Here is a 12,630-nt window from a genome sequence, read left to right as displayed (position 1 = left end):
CCCCCGGCCGTCGCAGAACGGGACAGCGCGCCTGCTGGCCTTGCATTCCCGCGAAAAATGCGTATAAGCGCGCTGTTCAAAACACCCGGGTCACCGGCTGGTGGCTGAACGGAGGGCCGGCATATCGCAAGATCTGCCGTTTGGGGCCAAGGGCTCCGGCCTCCCGTGTCTCCGCTCTCGACCGTCTGGATGATACGCTTTTCTTGCTTCGGGCTATACGCCCCTGAGAACTGTCGTTGAGGCTTGGCGCCGGTTTCGGGTGTAGTTTAACGCAAGAAAGGCAAAGCCAAATGGCTCTTTACGAACATGTATTCCTGGCCCGCCAGGACGTGTCCGCCCAGCAGGTCGACGCTCTCGTCGAACAGTACAAGGGCGTGATCGAAGCACACGGCGGCAAGGTCGGCCGTGTCGAGAACTGGGGCCTCAAGTCCCTCACCTACCGCATCAAGAAGAACCGCAAGGCTCACTACGCCCTGATGGACATCGATGCCCCGGCCGCCGCCATCCACGAGATGGAACGCCAGATGCGCATCAACGAAGACGTGCTTCGCTACATGACCATCGCCGTCGAAGCCCACGAAGAAGGCCCGTCCGCGATGATGCAGAAGCGCGACCGCGACGACCGTCCGCGCCGCGATGGCGACGACCGCGGCCCGCGCCGTGACTTCGGCGACCGTCCGCGCCGCGACTTCGGCGACCGCCCGCCGCGCCGCGACGGCGACCGTCCGGCCCGCGAAGCGTAATCGAAGCAGAAGGAGACTAAGACAATGGCTGATATTTCTTCCGCTCCGGCACGCCGTCCGTTCCACCGCCGCCGCAAGACCTGCCCCTTCTCGGGCGCCAACGCTCCGAAGATCGACTACAAGGACGTCCGTCTTCTGTCGCGTTACATCTCCGAGCGCGGCAAGATCGTTCCGTCCCGCATCACGGCCGTTTCCCAGAAGAAGCAGCGCGAACTCGCCAAGGCGATCAAGCGCGCCCGCTTCCTCGGCCTGCTGCCCTACGTCGTAGCGTAATCATGCTTTCCTCCCGGCCGGCCTTCGCCGCGCCGGGAGAGACGATACCGGGGAAGACGGCCCAGCCGCCTTCCCCACTCCCTTCCGCGATGGGCGCGGATCGGAACCGCCGGCCTCGGCCCTCAACGGGCAAGGCCAAATCCCATGTTGGGGAGCCGGTCCTTTCGGGCACTCCTCTAACTGTCTGACCGGACAGGACAGCGACGTGAAGAACCTGACGCCAGCCTCGATTGCGACCGGCCTCGTTGCCGGTGTGACCGCCGCTCTGCTTTCGCTGAGCGCGAATGCGCAGTCGTCGCTCGCCATCGTGCTCTATGCCGCGTCCGCCCTTCCCATCCTGATCGCCGGCCTCGGCTGGGGCAATGCCAGCGCCTTCATCGCCGTCGTCGCCGGCGGCGCGACCGCCTCCGCGCTGGTCTCCTCGCATTTCGCCGCGCTGATCGTCATCATCACGCTCATTCCGGCCGGCTGGCTCAGCAACCTTGCGAATCTCGCCCGCCCCGCCTCCGAACTCGGCGGCCCGGAAGACGCGCTCGCCTGGTATCCGCTTTCCAACATCCTCGCCCATCTCGCCGTGATGGTGACGCTCGGCATGATCGCCGTCGGCGCGATCGTCGGCTACGACAGCGAGATGGCCGGCAAGCTGGTCGACATCGTCATCGAGACGCTGAAGGCGCAGGAACCGCTCTACAACCCCGATGCGGCCGCCGTCGCGCAGATGAAGTCGATCTTCGCGCTGGCGCTGCCGCTGGTGCAGGGCGCGCTGTGGGTGTTCCTGCTCTTTGCCGCCTACTATGTCGCAAGCTTCATCGTGCGCCTTTCCGGCAAGGGCCTGCGCCCGCGCGAGGACATGCCCTCGACGCTGCGCATGCACCGCAATGCGATCTTCATCTTCCTCGCCGGCCTCGTCCTCTCCTTCGTGGGCGGCGTTCCGGCGATCATCGGCGCGCTCGTCTGCGGCACCTTCGGGGCCGGCTTCGTGCTCGCCGGCTTCGCGAGCCTGCATTTCAGGACGCGCGGCAAGCCGTGGCGGCTGATTGCCCTGTGGTTCGCCTATATCTCGGTATTGCTCTTCACGATACCGGTCTTCGCCATCCTGGTCCTCGGCCTGATGGACACGCGGCGCGCCATAGCGCTGACGCCCACCAGCCCGGCGGGCCAGAAAAACCAGAATACCTGAACTCAAGAAAGGAACTCGAAATGGACGTCATTCTCCTCGAACGCATCGCCAAGCTCGGCCAGATGGGCGAGACCGTAAAGGTCCGCGACGGCTTTGCCCGCAACTACCTGCTGCCGCTCGGCAAGGCGCTGCGCGCCAACGAAGCCAACAAGAAGCGCTTCGAAGCCGAGCGTTCGACGCTCGAAGCCCGCAACCTCGAGCGCAAGTCGGAAGCCCAGAAGGTTGCCGAACAACTCGACGGCAAGTCCTTCGTCATGGTCCGCTCCGCCGGCGAAACCGGCCAGCTCTACGGTTCGGTCGCTGCCCGTGACATCATCGAAGCCCTCTCCGCCGAAGGCTTCAACATCGGCCGCAACCAGGTCGAGCTCAACACCCCGATCAAGGCGATCGGCCTGCACAAGGTCGTCCTGCACCTGCACGCCGAAGTCGAGATCGCCATCGAGCTCAACGTCGCCCGTTCGGCCGACGAAGCCGAGCGCCAGGCCAAGGGCGAAAGCCTCACCTCGGCCGACGCCATCTACGGCGTCGACGAAGATGCCCTGAAGCCGGAAGACTTCTTCGATCCGGAAGCCGACCAGGACGGCGACGAAGAATAATCAGCGAATGAGCCGGCTTCCGCCGGCTCATTTGTTTCGAGCGGATACGCTTTTCCGACGGGCCGGCATTGCCGGCCCGTCTTATTTGCGAAGAGGCAAAAAAATACGGGTTGAAATCCCGTCTTTTCCATCAATATTTATATTCCGTTAGACTGGATTGGCGGTCGGGCCGCTCCCCAGGCCGGTTTCCGACCAGACCCGTTCCGCCAGATATTTTAAGCGTGACGGAGTTTAGCGAATGAAATTCATTGTACAGGCTCTCGTTTCCCGCCTTATCGAGACCGGAAACCTGACGATCACCTACCCCGACGGAACGAGCCAAACCTATGGCGACGGCACCGGCAATCCCGTCCACATGCGCATCAATACCAGGAAGGCCCTCTGGGGGCTCGGCATCGATCCCGCCTATTACCTCGGCCATTGTTACGGCACGGGGGAGATCGATCTTCTCCAGGGCGACATGTACGGGCTGCTCAAGGCGGTCTTCACCGGCAATCCGGACTTCAAGTATTACGACACCGGCTGGAACCGCTTCCTGGAGCGCTTCCGCTACCTCTTCCGCTGGGCGCGGGAGAAGAACAGCATCGTGCGCTCGCGCAAGAACGTGCAGCACCATTACGATCTCACCGGCGCGCTCTACGACCTCTTCCTCGATCAGGACCGGCAATATTCCTGCGCCTATTTCGAGCGGCCGGACCAGACGCTGGATGATGCGCAACTCGCCAAGAAGCGCCACATCTCCGCCAAGCTCAACATCAACCGGCCGGGACAGAACGTGCTCGACATCGGCTGCGGCTGGGGCGGCATGGCTCTCTATCTCGCCCGCCAGGTCGGCGCGAAGGTCACGGGCGTCACGCTCTCCGACGAGCAGCACGCCATCGCCGTCAAGCGCGCGAGCGATGCCGGCCTTTCCGACGAGGTGAAGTTCCTGCTGCAAGACTATCGCAACACGGAAGGACCCTTCGACCGCATCGTCTCCGTCGGCATGTTCGAGCATGTCGGCCGGCCGAACTACCTCACCTTCTTCAGGAAGAGCGCCTCGCTCCTCAAGCGCGACGGGGTGATGCTGCTGCACACGATCGGCCGCACGGACCAGCCGACCGCCAACAACCCGTTCATCGAGAAGTACATCTTCCCCGGCGGCTATATCCCCGCGCTTTCCGAGGTGATGCAGGCGGTGGAGAAGAGCGGGCTTGCCGTGACGGATGTCGAGATCCTGCGGCTGCACTATGCCGAGACGCTGCGGCACTGGCGCGAGCGTTTCATGGCGCGGCGCGAGGAGGCCAAGGCGATCTACGACGAGAAGTTCTGCCGCATCTGGGAGTTCTATCTCGCCGCCTCGGAAAGCGCGTTCCGCTGGCAGAACCTCGTGGTCTTCCAGCTCCAGCTCGCGCATGACCAGCAGGCCGTGCCGCTGACCCGCGAATATATCGGGCGCGGCGAGGATTGCCTGAAGGCGCATGAGGCAAACCCGAAGGGCGAGCGCCGCGGCGCCCGGCAGTTTCCGCAGGAGGCATCGTTGTAGATTCGCCCCAGTCAAACCGGAAGGTGGCAGGCCCGGAAGATTCCGGCTTGCCGCCTTCGGCGCGCCTGTGGAAAAGTCTAACACCGGGCCTAAAGGACGCGGCAGGCGCGCATGCGGCCGGAACCGCTTGACCCTCGGGCGCAAAGGACCCAAACCACGGGGCTTCAGGCAACAGGGACGGGAGATTCGGGACGATGAACGATGCCGTGCGCAAGTTGAGCGGGGCCGGTCGCGAAGCACCGGAGGCGCATCACCGCGAGGCGCCGAACAACGTCGAGGCGGAACAGGCGCTGCTCGGCGCGATCCTCGTCAACAACGACGCCTATTACCGCGTCTCGGACTTCCTCAAGCCGATCCATTTCCACGAGCCCCTGCACCGCAAGATCTACGAGCTTGCCGGCGACACGATCCGCATGGGCAAGATCGCGACAACGATCACGCTGAAGACCCATCTTCCGGCGGACGGCAAGGTCGGCGACCTGACGATCCCGCAATATCTCGCCCGTCTTGCCGCCGAGGCCGTGACGATCATCAACGCGGAAGACTATGGCCGGGCGATCTACGACCTGGCGCTGCGCCGCTCGCTGATCACCATCGGCGAGGACATGGTCAACATCGCCTATGACGCGCCGCTCGACATGCCGCCTCAGAACCAGATCGAGGACGCCGAGCGCCGCCTCTTCGAGCTGGCCGAGACCGGCCGCTACGACGGCGGCTTCCAGTCGTTCAACGACGCGGTGGCGCAGGCGATCGACATGGCCGGCCAGGCCTTCGAGCGCGACGGCTCGCTCTCGGGCATTTCCACCGGCATCCACTCGCTCGACGGCCGCATGGGCGGCCTGCAGCGCTCGGACCTTATCGTGCTTGCCGGTCGTCCCGGCATGGGCAAGACCTCGCTTGCCACCAACATCGCCTACAATATCGCCGCCTCCTATGAGCCGGAAGTGCAGGCGGACGGCTCGTTCAAGGCGAGGAACGGCGGCGTCGTCGGCTTCTACTCGCTGGAAATGTCCTCCGAACAGCTCGCCACCCGTATCATTTCGGAACAGACGGAAGTCTCCTCCTCGAAGATCCGCCGCGGCGACATTTCCGAGGCCGATTTCGAAAAGCTCGTCGCCTGCTCGCAGATGATGCAGAAGGTGCCGCTCTATATCGACCAGACGGGCGGCATCTCGATTGCCCAGCTTTCCGCCCGCGCCCGCCGCCTGAAGCGCCAGCGCGGCCTCGATTGCCTCGTGGTGGACTATATCCAGCTCATGACCGGCTCGGGCAAGTCCAGCGACAATCGCGTGCAGGAGATCACCCAGATCACCACAGGCCTGAAGGCGCTCGGCAAGGAGCTGAATGTTCCGATCATCGCCCTCTCCCAGCTCTCCCGTCAGGTGGAAAGCCGCGAGGACAAGCGCCCGCAGCTCTCCGACCTTCGCGAATCGGGCTCCATCGAACAGGACGCCGACGTGGTGCTCTTCGTGTTCCGCGAGGAATACTATGTGAAGAACCTCGAGCCGCGCGACGAGTTCGACCCGAAATACGAGGAATGGAAGATGAAGTTCGAAGCGGTGAAGGGCACCGCGGACGTCATCATCGCAAAGCAGCGTCACGGACCCACCGGCACGGTGAAGCTCGCCTTCCAGTCGGAGTACACCCGCTTCACCGATCTCGCCGATCCGTCCTTCACCCAGTACGAGCACTGAGGGAAATCGTGGGGCCTTCGCCGCCTCACTTCTTCTGAAAGGCCGGCGCCTTGCAATAGTCCGCGACGATGGCGAGGGCGCGTTTGCCGCGCGCCTTCTGGTCCGCGTCCGTCATCGGCAGATCGAGGCGGTCGGCGCAGGTCTCGTCCGCGGCGGTACCGTCTCCGGAAAGCGACATCCGGCTCGAACAGTATAGCCCCTCGCCCGTCAGCACAACCTGCTCGGCCCGCGGAGCATCGAGGGGAAGCGGGTTGGTCTCCGCGATCATGTCGTCGACCGAGGCATAGGCCGTGGCGGCGGTGACGCGGCCGAGATCGACGAGGCCGAGGGTCAGCGTCGCCCATTTGTCGGGAAACTGCAGGGCGGAGATCGTCCGCGCCCGGCAGGGCGCGCCGGAGACTTCAAGCCGCGTCACCAGCCGCGGCGCATCGGGATTTTCGACGATCGAGTAATAGACATCGGCGCCCTTGTCGCGCTCGGGTTCCGCCCCGTCCTGGGCAAGGCCGAGCAGCACGGCATGCGCCTCGCGCATTTCAGCGTCGGTCGGCGGGGGCGCCGCGGCGACCGACGCCGGAAAGGCAAAGGTGATCGCCCCCAAGGTCGTTGCCACTCTGCGCCACATGCTGTTTCCCCTTTTGGTGGCGCACCATAAAGAGCGCCTTTTGCACCGGCAATGGCGCGCTCCGGCATATTGCCGCCATGGTCAACAGGCTGTATTCAGAACCATGAGCCCACACCATTCCCACGCGCGTTCCACCCTGCCCGTCGCCGGTGAGGATCATGCCCGCCTGACGATCGACCTTTCGGCGCTCGCCGATAACTGGCGCGCCATGGCGCGGCGCTCCGGCGCGGCGCGCACGGCGGCCGTGCTGAAGGCCGACGGCTACGGCATCGGGCTGGAGCATGCCGGCCGGACCTTCCATCACGCCGGCGCCCGCGACTTCTTCGTCGCCACTCCGGCGGAGGGCGCGACGCTGCGCGCCATCCTGCCGGATGTCCGCATCTACGTCCTCTCCGGCATGTGGGCCGGCTCGGAACGCCTCTTCTTCGAATTCGACCTCGTGCCCGTCATCGTCTCGGAAGAACAGCTCGTCGTCTTCATGGCGGCGGTTTCCGAAGGGTGCGACCATCCCTGCGTGCTGCATGTCGATACCGGCATGAACCGGCTCGGCCTTCGGGTCGAGGACGCGCTGGCGCTGGCGGGCGACGCCGCGCGACCGGCGAGTTTCGCGCCGATCATGCTGCTGAGCCACCTTGCCTGCGCCGACGAGCCAGCCCATCCGCTCAACCGCCAGCAGCTGCAAAGGTTCCGCAGCGTCGTCGCGGCCTTCGACGACATCGACGCCAGCCTTGCCAATTCGGCGGGCATTTTTCTCGGCGAGGACTATCACTTCACCCTCACCCGGCCCGGCATCGCGCTCTATGGCGGCAGCGCCGTCAACGGCGTCGACAACCCGATGAAACCGGTCGTCACCGCCGAGGCGCGCATCCTCCAGGTGCGCGAGGCGAAGGCCGGGGAGAGCGTCAGCTACGGCGCGACACCGCTTGCCCGCGACAGCCGCATCGCCATCGCCGCCATCGGCTATGCGGACGGCTACATGCGCACGCTCGGTGCCGGCGTTCCGCTGCGCGCGGCCGGCATTGCCGGAGCGAACGGCGTGCTGCACGGGCGTACCGTGCCGCTGATCGGCCGCGTCACCATGGACCTCACCCATTTCGACGTCACCGACCTGCCGCCCGGCAGCGTGCGGGCCGGCGACTTCATCGAGCTCTTCGGCCGCGCCATGCCGATCCAGGACGTCGCGCGCGCCGCCGGCACCGTCGACTACGAGCTCCTCACCAGCCTCGGCAACCGCTACGAACGACGCTATGAGACGGTGAAAAAATAGGACACGTTCCTGTTTTGTGCTATGGGCTTGCTGGCGATTCCAACGTCAGCATCAGAAGCGAGATCCGATGGCGAAAGCCCGCACCCAATTCGTCTGCCAGAACTGCGGCACCGCGCATTCCCGCTGGGTCGGGAAATGCGAGGGCTGCGGCGAATGGAACACCGTGGTCGAGGAAGACCCGATGGGCGGCATCGGCGCCGGCCCCGGCAAGGTGCCGAAGAAGGGCCGCCCCGTCGCGCTCACCACGCTTTCCGGCGAGACGGAGGAGGCGCCGCGCATCCACACCGGCATCGCGGAACTCGACCGGGCGACCGGCGGCGGCTTCGTGCGCGGCTCGGCGGTGCTGATCGGCGGCGATCCCGGCATCGGCAAGTCGACGCTGCTGATGCAGTCCGCCGCCGCCCTCTCGCGGCAGGGACACCGCATCATCTATGTCTCCGGGGAAGAGGCCGTCGCGCAGGTGCGCCTTCGCGCCCAGCGCCTGCACGCGCACGAGACGGACGTGCTGCTCGCCGCCGAGACCAATGTAGAGGACATCCTCGCCACCGTCGGCGAGGGCAAGCGGCCGGACCTCGTCATCATCGATTCGATCCAGACGCTGTGGAGCGACACGGCCGAGGCCGCGCCCGGCACGGTGACGCAGGTCAGGACCGGCGTGCAGGCGATGATCCGCTTCGCCAAGCAGACGGGCGCGGCCATGGTGCTGGTCGGCCATGTCACCAAGGAAGGCCAGATCGCCGGTCCCCGCGTCGTCGAGCACATGGTCGACGCCGTGCTCTATTTCGAGGGCGACCGCGGCCACCACTACCGCATCCTGCGCACGGTGAAGAACCGCTTCGGCCCGACCGACGAGATCGGCGTCTTCGAAATGTCCGACCGGGGACTGCGCGAAGTCTCCAACCCGTCCGAACTCTTCCTCGGCGAGCGCAATGCCAAATCGCCGGGCGCGGCCGTCTTCGCCGGCATGGAGGGCACGCGACCGGTGCTGGTCGAGGTGCAGGCGCTGGTCGCGCCCACCTCGCTCGGCACGCCGCGCCGGGCCGTCGTCGGCTGGGATTCGGCGCGGCTCTCGATGATCCTCGCGGTGCTGGAGGCCCATTGCGGCGTCAGGCTCGGCCAGCACGACGTCTATCTCAACGTCGCCGGCGGCTACCGCATCTCGGAGCCAGCGGCGGACCTCGCGGTAGCCTCCGCGCTGGTTTCCTCGCTCGCCGGACTTGCCCTTCCCGCCGATTGCGTCTATTTCGGCGAAGTCAGCCTGTCGGGCGCCATTCGTCCGGTTGCGCACACCGCCCAGCGCCTTAAAGAAGCCGAAAAGCTGGGTTTTTCGCAGGCCGTGCTGCCCGCCGGTTCCGCCGAGCTGCCCAAGGGGGCCGGTGGCCGCTGGAGCGAGATCGAAAGCCTGCCGGATCTGGTGGCGCGCATTGCCGGATCGAAGAACGCCCTCAAGCGGGAAGACGAGGACGTCTGACGCCCTCCGGCGAAAGAGAAAGCCCTGTGGGAAACATGGCTTCATGTGTGTCGAACCGGGACGGCGACGGCGCCTTCCGCTAAGTTAGCCCCGCACGGGGACATGTAAGCTAGCCCCGCATGGGGCATATAAGTTGGCCCCGCATGGGGGCATGGGGCCCGGCGACATTTCGGGTTTGGAGTAGGACGAACATGCCCATCACAATTCTCGACGGTATCGTCATCGGCGTTGCCCTGTTCTCCGCCGTTCTGGCGATGGTGCGCGGCTTCTCGCGCGAAGTGCTCTCCGTCGCAAGCTGGGTGGGCGCCGCCGCGGCCGCCTACTTCCTCTATCCGGTGCTGGTTCCCTATGCGAAGAACTACACGACGAGCGACACGGTCGCGCTGGCGGGCTCGGCCGGCGCCGTCTTCCTCGTCGCGCTCATCGTGATCTCCTTCATCACCATGCGCATCGCCGACTTCATCATCGACAGCCGTATCGGTGCGCTGGACCGCACGCTCGGCTTCCTGTTCGGCGCGGCCCGCGGCATCCTGCTCGTCGTCGTCGCCATGCTGTTCTTCAACTGGCTGGTCGCGCCGCAGCAGCAGCCGGTCTGGGTCACCACCGCCAAGTCGAAGCCGCTGCTCGACAATCTCGGCTCGCGCCTCGTGGCGCTGCTGCCGGAAGACGCCGACGCGACGATCCTCGACCGCCTGCGCGGCAAGAAGACCGAGGGCGAAGGCGGCGCGGAAGAGCCGGACGGCACAACGGGCGGCGGCACCAGCCCGGCACCCGCCGAAGACACGCCCGCCACGAACGGATAAACACCAGGGGAGCCGCCGCTCGCGAGAATTGATGAAGGCAGGCTCCCCGATTTTTTGGTAGGATAGACAATCGCCACTGACGCTTCCGGGCCTCGGTGGCAAATGCTTTCGGCGATACCCATATGGGCCTCGCCGGGGCGATGAACCACCGAGTACCAGCGCAACCTCCTACGGTCCCGAGCAAAGGCTTGCAGCAATGAGCGATTTTGAGTTCCCCGGCCGCCACGACGACGATCTCGACGGCGATACGCTTCATGAGGAATGCGGCGTCTTCGGCATTCTCGGCCATCCCGAGGCGGCCACGCTGACGGCGCTGGGCCTGCACGCGCTCCAGCATCGCGGCCAGGAAGCGGCGGGCATCGTCTCCTTCGACGGCAAGCAGTTCCACACCGAAAAGCACATGGGTCTCGTAGGCGACCACTATACGAACCCGGTGACGCTGGCCAAGCTCCCCGGCAACATCGCCGTCGGCCACACGCGCTATTCCACCACCGGGGAAGTGGCGCTGCGCAACGTGCAGCCGCTCTTCGCGGAGCTGGAAGTCGGCGGCATCGCCGTCGCCCATAACGGCAACTTCACCAACGGCCTGACGCTGCGCCGGCAGCTGATTGCCGGCGGCGCGATCTGTCAGTCGACCTCCGACACGGAAGTCGTGCTGCACCTCATCGCCCGCTCGCGCTACACCAACACCACCGACCGCTTCATCGACGCCATCCGCCAGATGGAAGGCGGTTATTCGATGCTCGGCATCACCCGCACCAAGCTGATCGCCGCACGCGACCCCACGGGCATCCGCCCGCTCGTCATGGGCGAGCTCGATGGTAAGCCGATCTTCGCCTCCGAGACCTGCGCGCTCGACATCATCGGCGCGAAATACATCCGCGACGTGGAGAACGGCGAGATCGTCGTCTGCGAAATCCAGCCGGATGGCTCGATCAGCATCGAGGCGAAGAAGTCGGGCAATGCCCAGCCGGAACGCCTCTGCCTCTTCGAATATGTCTATTTCGCCCGCCCCGATTCCGTCGTCGGCGGCCGCAGCGTCTATGTGGCGCGCAAGAACATGGGCATCAACCTCGCCAAGGAGCACCCGGTCGAGGGCGACGTCGTCGTGCCGGTGCCGGACGGCGGCACGCCAGCGGCACTCGGCTATGCGCAGGAGAGCGGCATCCCGTTCGAATACGGCATCATCCGCAACCATTATGTCGGGCGCACCTTCATCGAGCCGACGCAGCAGATCCGCGCCTTCGGCGTGAAGCTGAAGCATTCGGCCAACCGCGCGATGATCGCCGGCAAGCGCGTCATCCTCGTCGACGATTCGATCGTGCGCGGCACGACGTCGCTGAAGATCGTGCAGATGATCCGCGATGCCGGCGCAAAGGAAGTGCATATCCGCGTCGCCAGCCCGATGATCTTCTATCCGGACTTCTACGGCATCGACACGCCGGATCGCGACAAGCTGCTCGCCAACCAGTACACGGACGTCAAGGCGATGGCGGAGTATATCGGTGCGGATTCGCTGGAGTTCATCTCCATCGACGGCCTCTACCGCGCCGTCGGCGGCGAGGACCGCAACCCGGCCCGGCCGCAGTTCACCGACCATTACTTCACCGGCGACTATCCGACGCGCCTCCTTGACAAGGAAGGCGAGACGATGGGACGGAAGGTCTCGGTTCTGGCAAGCAACGGATAATTGAAGACATCATGAGCATCGACCTGAAGGGCCGCCTCGCGCTGGTCACCGGCGCCTCGCGCGGCATCGGCTATTTCACCGCCCTCGAACTGGCGAAGGCGGGCGCGCATGTCATCGCCTGCGCCCGCACCGTTGGGGGGCTGGAAGAGCTGGACGACGCGATCAAGCAGGCCGGCGGCAGCGCGACGCTGGTGCCCTTCGACCTTGCCGACATGGCGGCCATCGACAAGCTCGGCGGCTCGATCTTCGAACGCTGGGGCAAGCTCGACATCCTCGTCGCCAATGCCGGCGTGCTCGGCACGATCTCGCCCATCGGCCATGTCGAGGCGAAGGTCTTCGAGAAGGTGATGACCATCAACGTCACCGCGACCTGGCGCCTCATCCGCTCGCTCGAGCCGCTGCTGCTGAAGTCGGACGCCGGCCGCGCCGTCATCCTCTCTTCCAGCGCCGCGCACAAGTGCAAGCCCTTCTGGGGCCCCTACTCCGCCTCCAAGGCCGCCGTGGAAGCCCTTGCCCGCACCTGGGCCGGCGAGACGCAGCGCACGGCCCTGCGCATCACCTCGCTCGACCCCGGCGCCACCCGCACCGCCATGCGCGCGCAGGCCGTGCCGGGCGAGGACCCGTCGACGGTGCAGCACCCTTCCGAGGTGGCGAAGGCTATCCTTTCGCTGGTCTCGCCGGATTTCACGGAGACCGGCAAGCTCTTCGAGATGCGCAAGGGGCGTTTGCTGGATTACCGGCTGCCGGAATAGTTCGGGCACGGGCA

12 protein-coding genes are annotated in these 12,630 nt (G+C 65.6%); 11 read left to right on the top strand and 1 reads right to left on the bottom strand.

From position 1 onward, the window contains the following. Window positions 1–290 precede the first annotated feature (290 nt). The 6 genes from rpsF to ACZ48C_RS04810 all read left to right on the top strand — a co-directional run bounded on the left by rpsF (window position 291) and on the right by ACZ48C_RS04810 (window position 6,011). Window positions 291–743, top strand: coding sequence for a 30S ribosomal protein S6 (rpsF, locus tag ACZ48C_RS04835; protein ID WP_119259144.1), 453 nt, complete (start codon window positions 291–293; stop codon window positions 741–743). A 24-nt stretch (window positions 744–767) separates the two neighbouring features. Further along, window positions 768–1,016: a 30S ribosomal protein S18 gene (gene rpsR, locus ACZ48C_RS04830; RefSeq protein ID WP_097139135.1), complete on the top strand. Its 249-nt coding sequence runs from the start codon at window positions 768–770 to the stop codon at window positions 1,014–1,016. A gap of 205 nt (window positions 1,017–1,221) precedes the next feature. Beyond that, window positions 1,222–2,196, top strand: coding sequence for a DUF2232 domain-containing protein (locus ACZ48C_RS04825; protein WP_464782360.1), 975 nt, complete (start codon window positions 1,222–1,224; stop codon window positions 2,194–2,196). A gap of 20 nt (window positions 2,197–2,216) precedes the next feature. Next, entirely contained in the window at window positions 2,217–2,792 is a 576-nt protein-coding gene (gene rplI / locus ACZ48C_RS04820; RefSeq protein WP_119259142.1) for a 50S ribosomal protein L9, read from the top strand. Between the two features lie 238 nt (window positions 2,793–3,030). After that, the gene (locus ACZ48C_RS04815; protein ID WP_119259141.1) at window positions 3,031–4,317 is read left to right on the top strand and encodes an SAM-dependent methyltransferase; all 1,287 of its coding nucleotides are present in this window, start codon (window positions 3,031–3,033) and stop codon (window positions 4,315–4,317) included. 194 nt (window positions 4,318–4,511) lie between these two features. Next, entirely contained in the window at window positions 4,512–6,011 is a 1,500-nt protein-coding gene (locus tag ACZ48C_RS04810; protein ID WP_119259140.1) for a replicative DNA helicase, read from the top strand. A gap of 25 nt (window positions 6,012–6,036) precedes the next feature. On the opposite strand, the gene ACZ48C_RS04805 is transcribed toward ACZ48C_RS04810, so the two are convergent. Next, window positions 6,037–6,633: a hypothetical protein gene (locus ACZ48C_RS04805; protein WP_464782359.1), complete on the bottom strand. Its 597-nt coding sequence runs from the start codon at window positions 6,631–6,633 to the stop codon at window positions 6,037–6,039. 103 nt (window positions 6,634–6,736) lie between these two features. On the opposite strand from ACZ48C_RS04805, the gene alr reads away from it, so the two are divergent. The 5 genes from alr to ACZ48C_RS04780 all read left to right on the top strand — a co-directional run bounded on the left by alr (window position 6,737) and on the right by ACZ48C_RS04780 (window position 12,616). Then, the gene (gene alr / locus ACZ48C_RS04800) at window positions 6,737–7,900 is read left to right on the top strand and encodes an alanine racemase (RefSeq protein WP_464782358.1); all 1,164 of its coding nucleotides are present in this window, start codon (window positions 6,737–6,739) and stop codon (window positions 7,898–7,900) included. 67 nt (window positions 7,901–7,967) lie between these two features. After that, entirely contained in the window at window positions 7,968–9,371 is a 1,404-nt protein-coding gene (radA, locus tag ACZ48C_RS04795) for a DNA repair protein RadA (protein ID WP_464782357.1), read from the top strand. 191 nt (window positions 9,372–9,562) lie between these two features. After that, window positions 9,563–10,174, top strand: a complete 612-nt coding sequence (locus ACZ48C_RS04790) for a CvpA family protein (protein WP_119259136.1) — start codon at window positions 9,563–9,565, stop codon at window positions 10,172–10,174. 196 nt (window positions 10,175–10,370) lie between these two features. After that, on the top strand, window positions 10,371–11,864 hold the full coding sequence (gene purF / locus ACZ48C_RS04785) for an amidophosphoribosyltransferase (RefSeq protein ID WP_119259135.1): 1,494 nt from the start codon (window positions 10,371–10,373) through the stop codon (window positions 11,862–11,864). An 11-nt stretch (window positions 11,865–11,875) separates the two neighbouring features. Continuing rightward, window positions 11,876–12,616 (top strand): SDR family NAD(P)-dependent oxidoreductase, encoded by a 741-nt coding sequence (locus tag ACZ48C_RS04780; protein WP_464782356.1) that lies wholly within the window; start codon window positions 11,876–11,878, stop codon window positions 12,614–12,616. The last annotated feature ends 14 nt before the right edge of the window (window positions 12,617–12,630 follow it).

The organism is Shinella sp. 1A1 (assembly GCF_055379515.1).
The sequence above is the reverse complement of the archived record's forward strand: the minus strand, read 5'-3'. Positions and strand labels throughout refer to the sequence as shown.

What these genes read in the sequence shown, in the direction of transcription:
- rpsF (WP_119259144.1), top strand. Translation starts at nt 291, where the DNA reads ATGGCTCTTTACGAACATGTATTCCTGGCCCGCCAGGACGTGTCCGCC.
- rpsR (WP_097139135.1), top strand. Translation starts at nt 768, where the DNA reads ATGGCTGATATTTCTTCCGCTCCGGCACGCCGTCCGTTCCACCGCCGC.
- rplI (WP_119259142.1), top strand. Translation starts at nt 2,217, where the DNA reads ATGGACGTCATTCTCCTCGAACGCATCGCCAAGCTCGGCCAGATGGGC.
- ACZ48C_RS04815 (WP_119259141.1), top strand. Translation starts at nt 3,031, where the DNA reads ATGAAATTCATTGTACAGGCTCTCGTTTCCCGCCTTATCGAGACCGGA.
- ACZ48C_RS04810 (WP_119259140.1), top strand. Translation starts at nt 4,512, where the DNA reads ATGAACGATGCCGTGCGCAAGTTGAGCGGGGCCGGTCGCGAAGCACCG.
- ACZ48C_RS04805 (WP_464782359.1), bottom strand. Translation starts at nt 6,633, where the DNA reads ATGTGGCGCAGAGTGGCAACGACCTTGGGGGCGATCACCTTTGCCTTT.
- alr (WP_464782358.1), top strand. Translation starts at nt 6,737, where the DNA reads ATGAGCCCACACCATTCCCACGCGCGTTCCACCCTGCCCGTCGCCGGT.
- radA (WP_464782357.1), top strand. Translation starts at nt 7,968, where the DNA reads ATGGCGAAAGCCCGCACCCAATTCGTCTGCCAGAACTGCGGCACCGCG.
- ACZ48C_RS04790 (WP_119259136.1), top strand. Translation starts at nt 9,563, where the DNA reads ATGCCCATCACAATTCTCGACGGTATCGTCATCGGCGTTGCCCTGTTC.
- purF (WP_119259135.1), top strand. Translation starts at nt 10,371, where the DNA reads ATGAGCGATTTTGAGTTCCCCGGCCGCCACGACGACGATCTCGACGGC.
- ACZ48C_RS04780 (WP_464782356.1), top strand. Translation starts at nt 11,876, where the DNA reads ATGAGCATCGACCTGAAGGGCCGCCTCGCGCTGGTCACCGGCGCCTCG.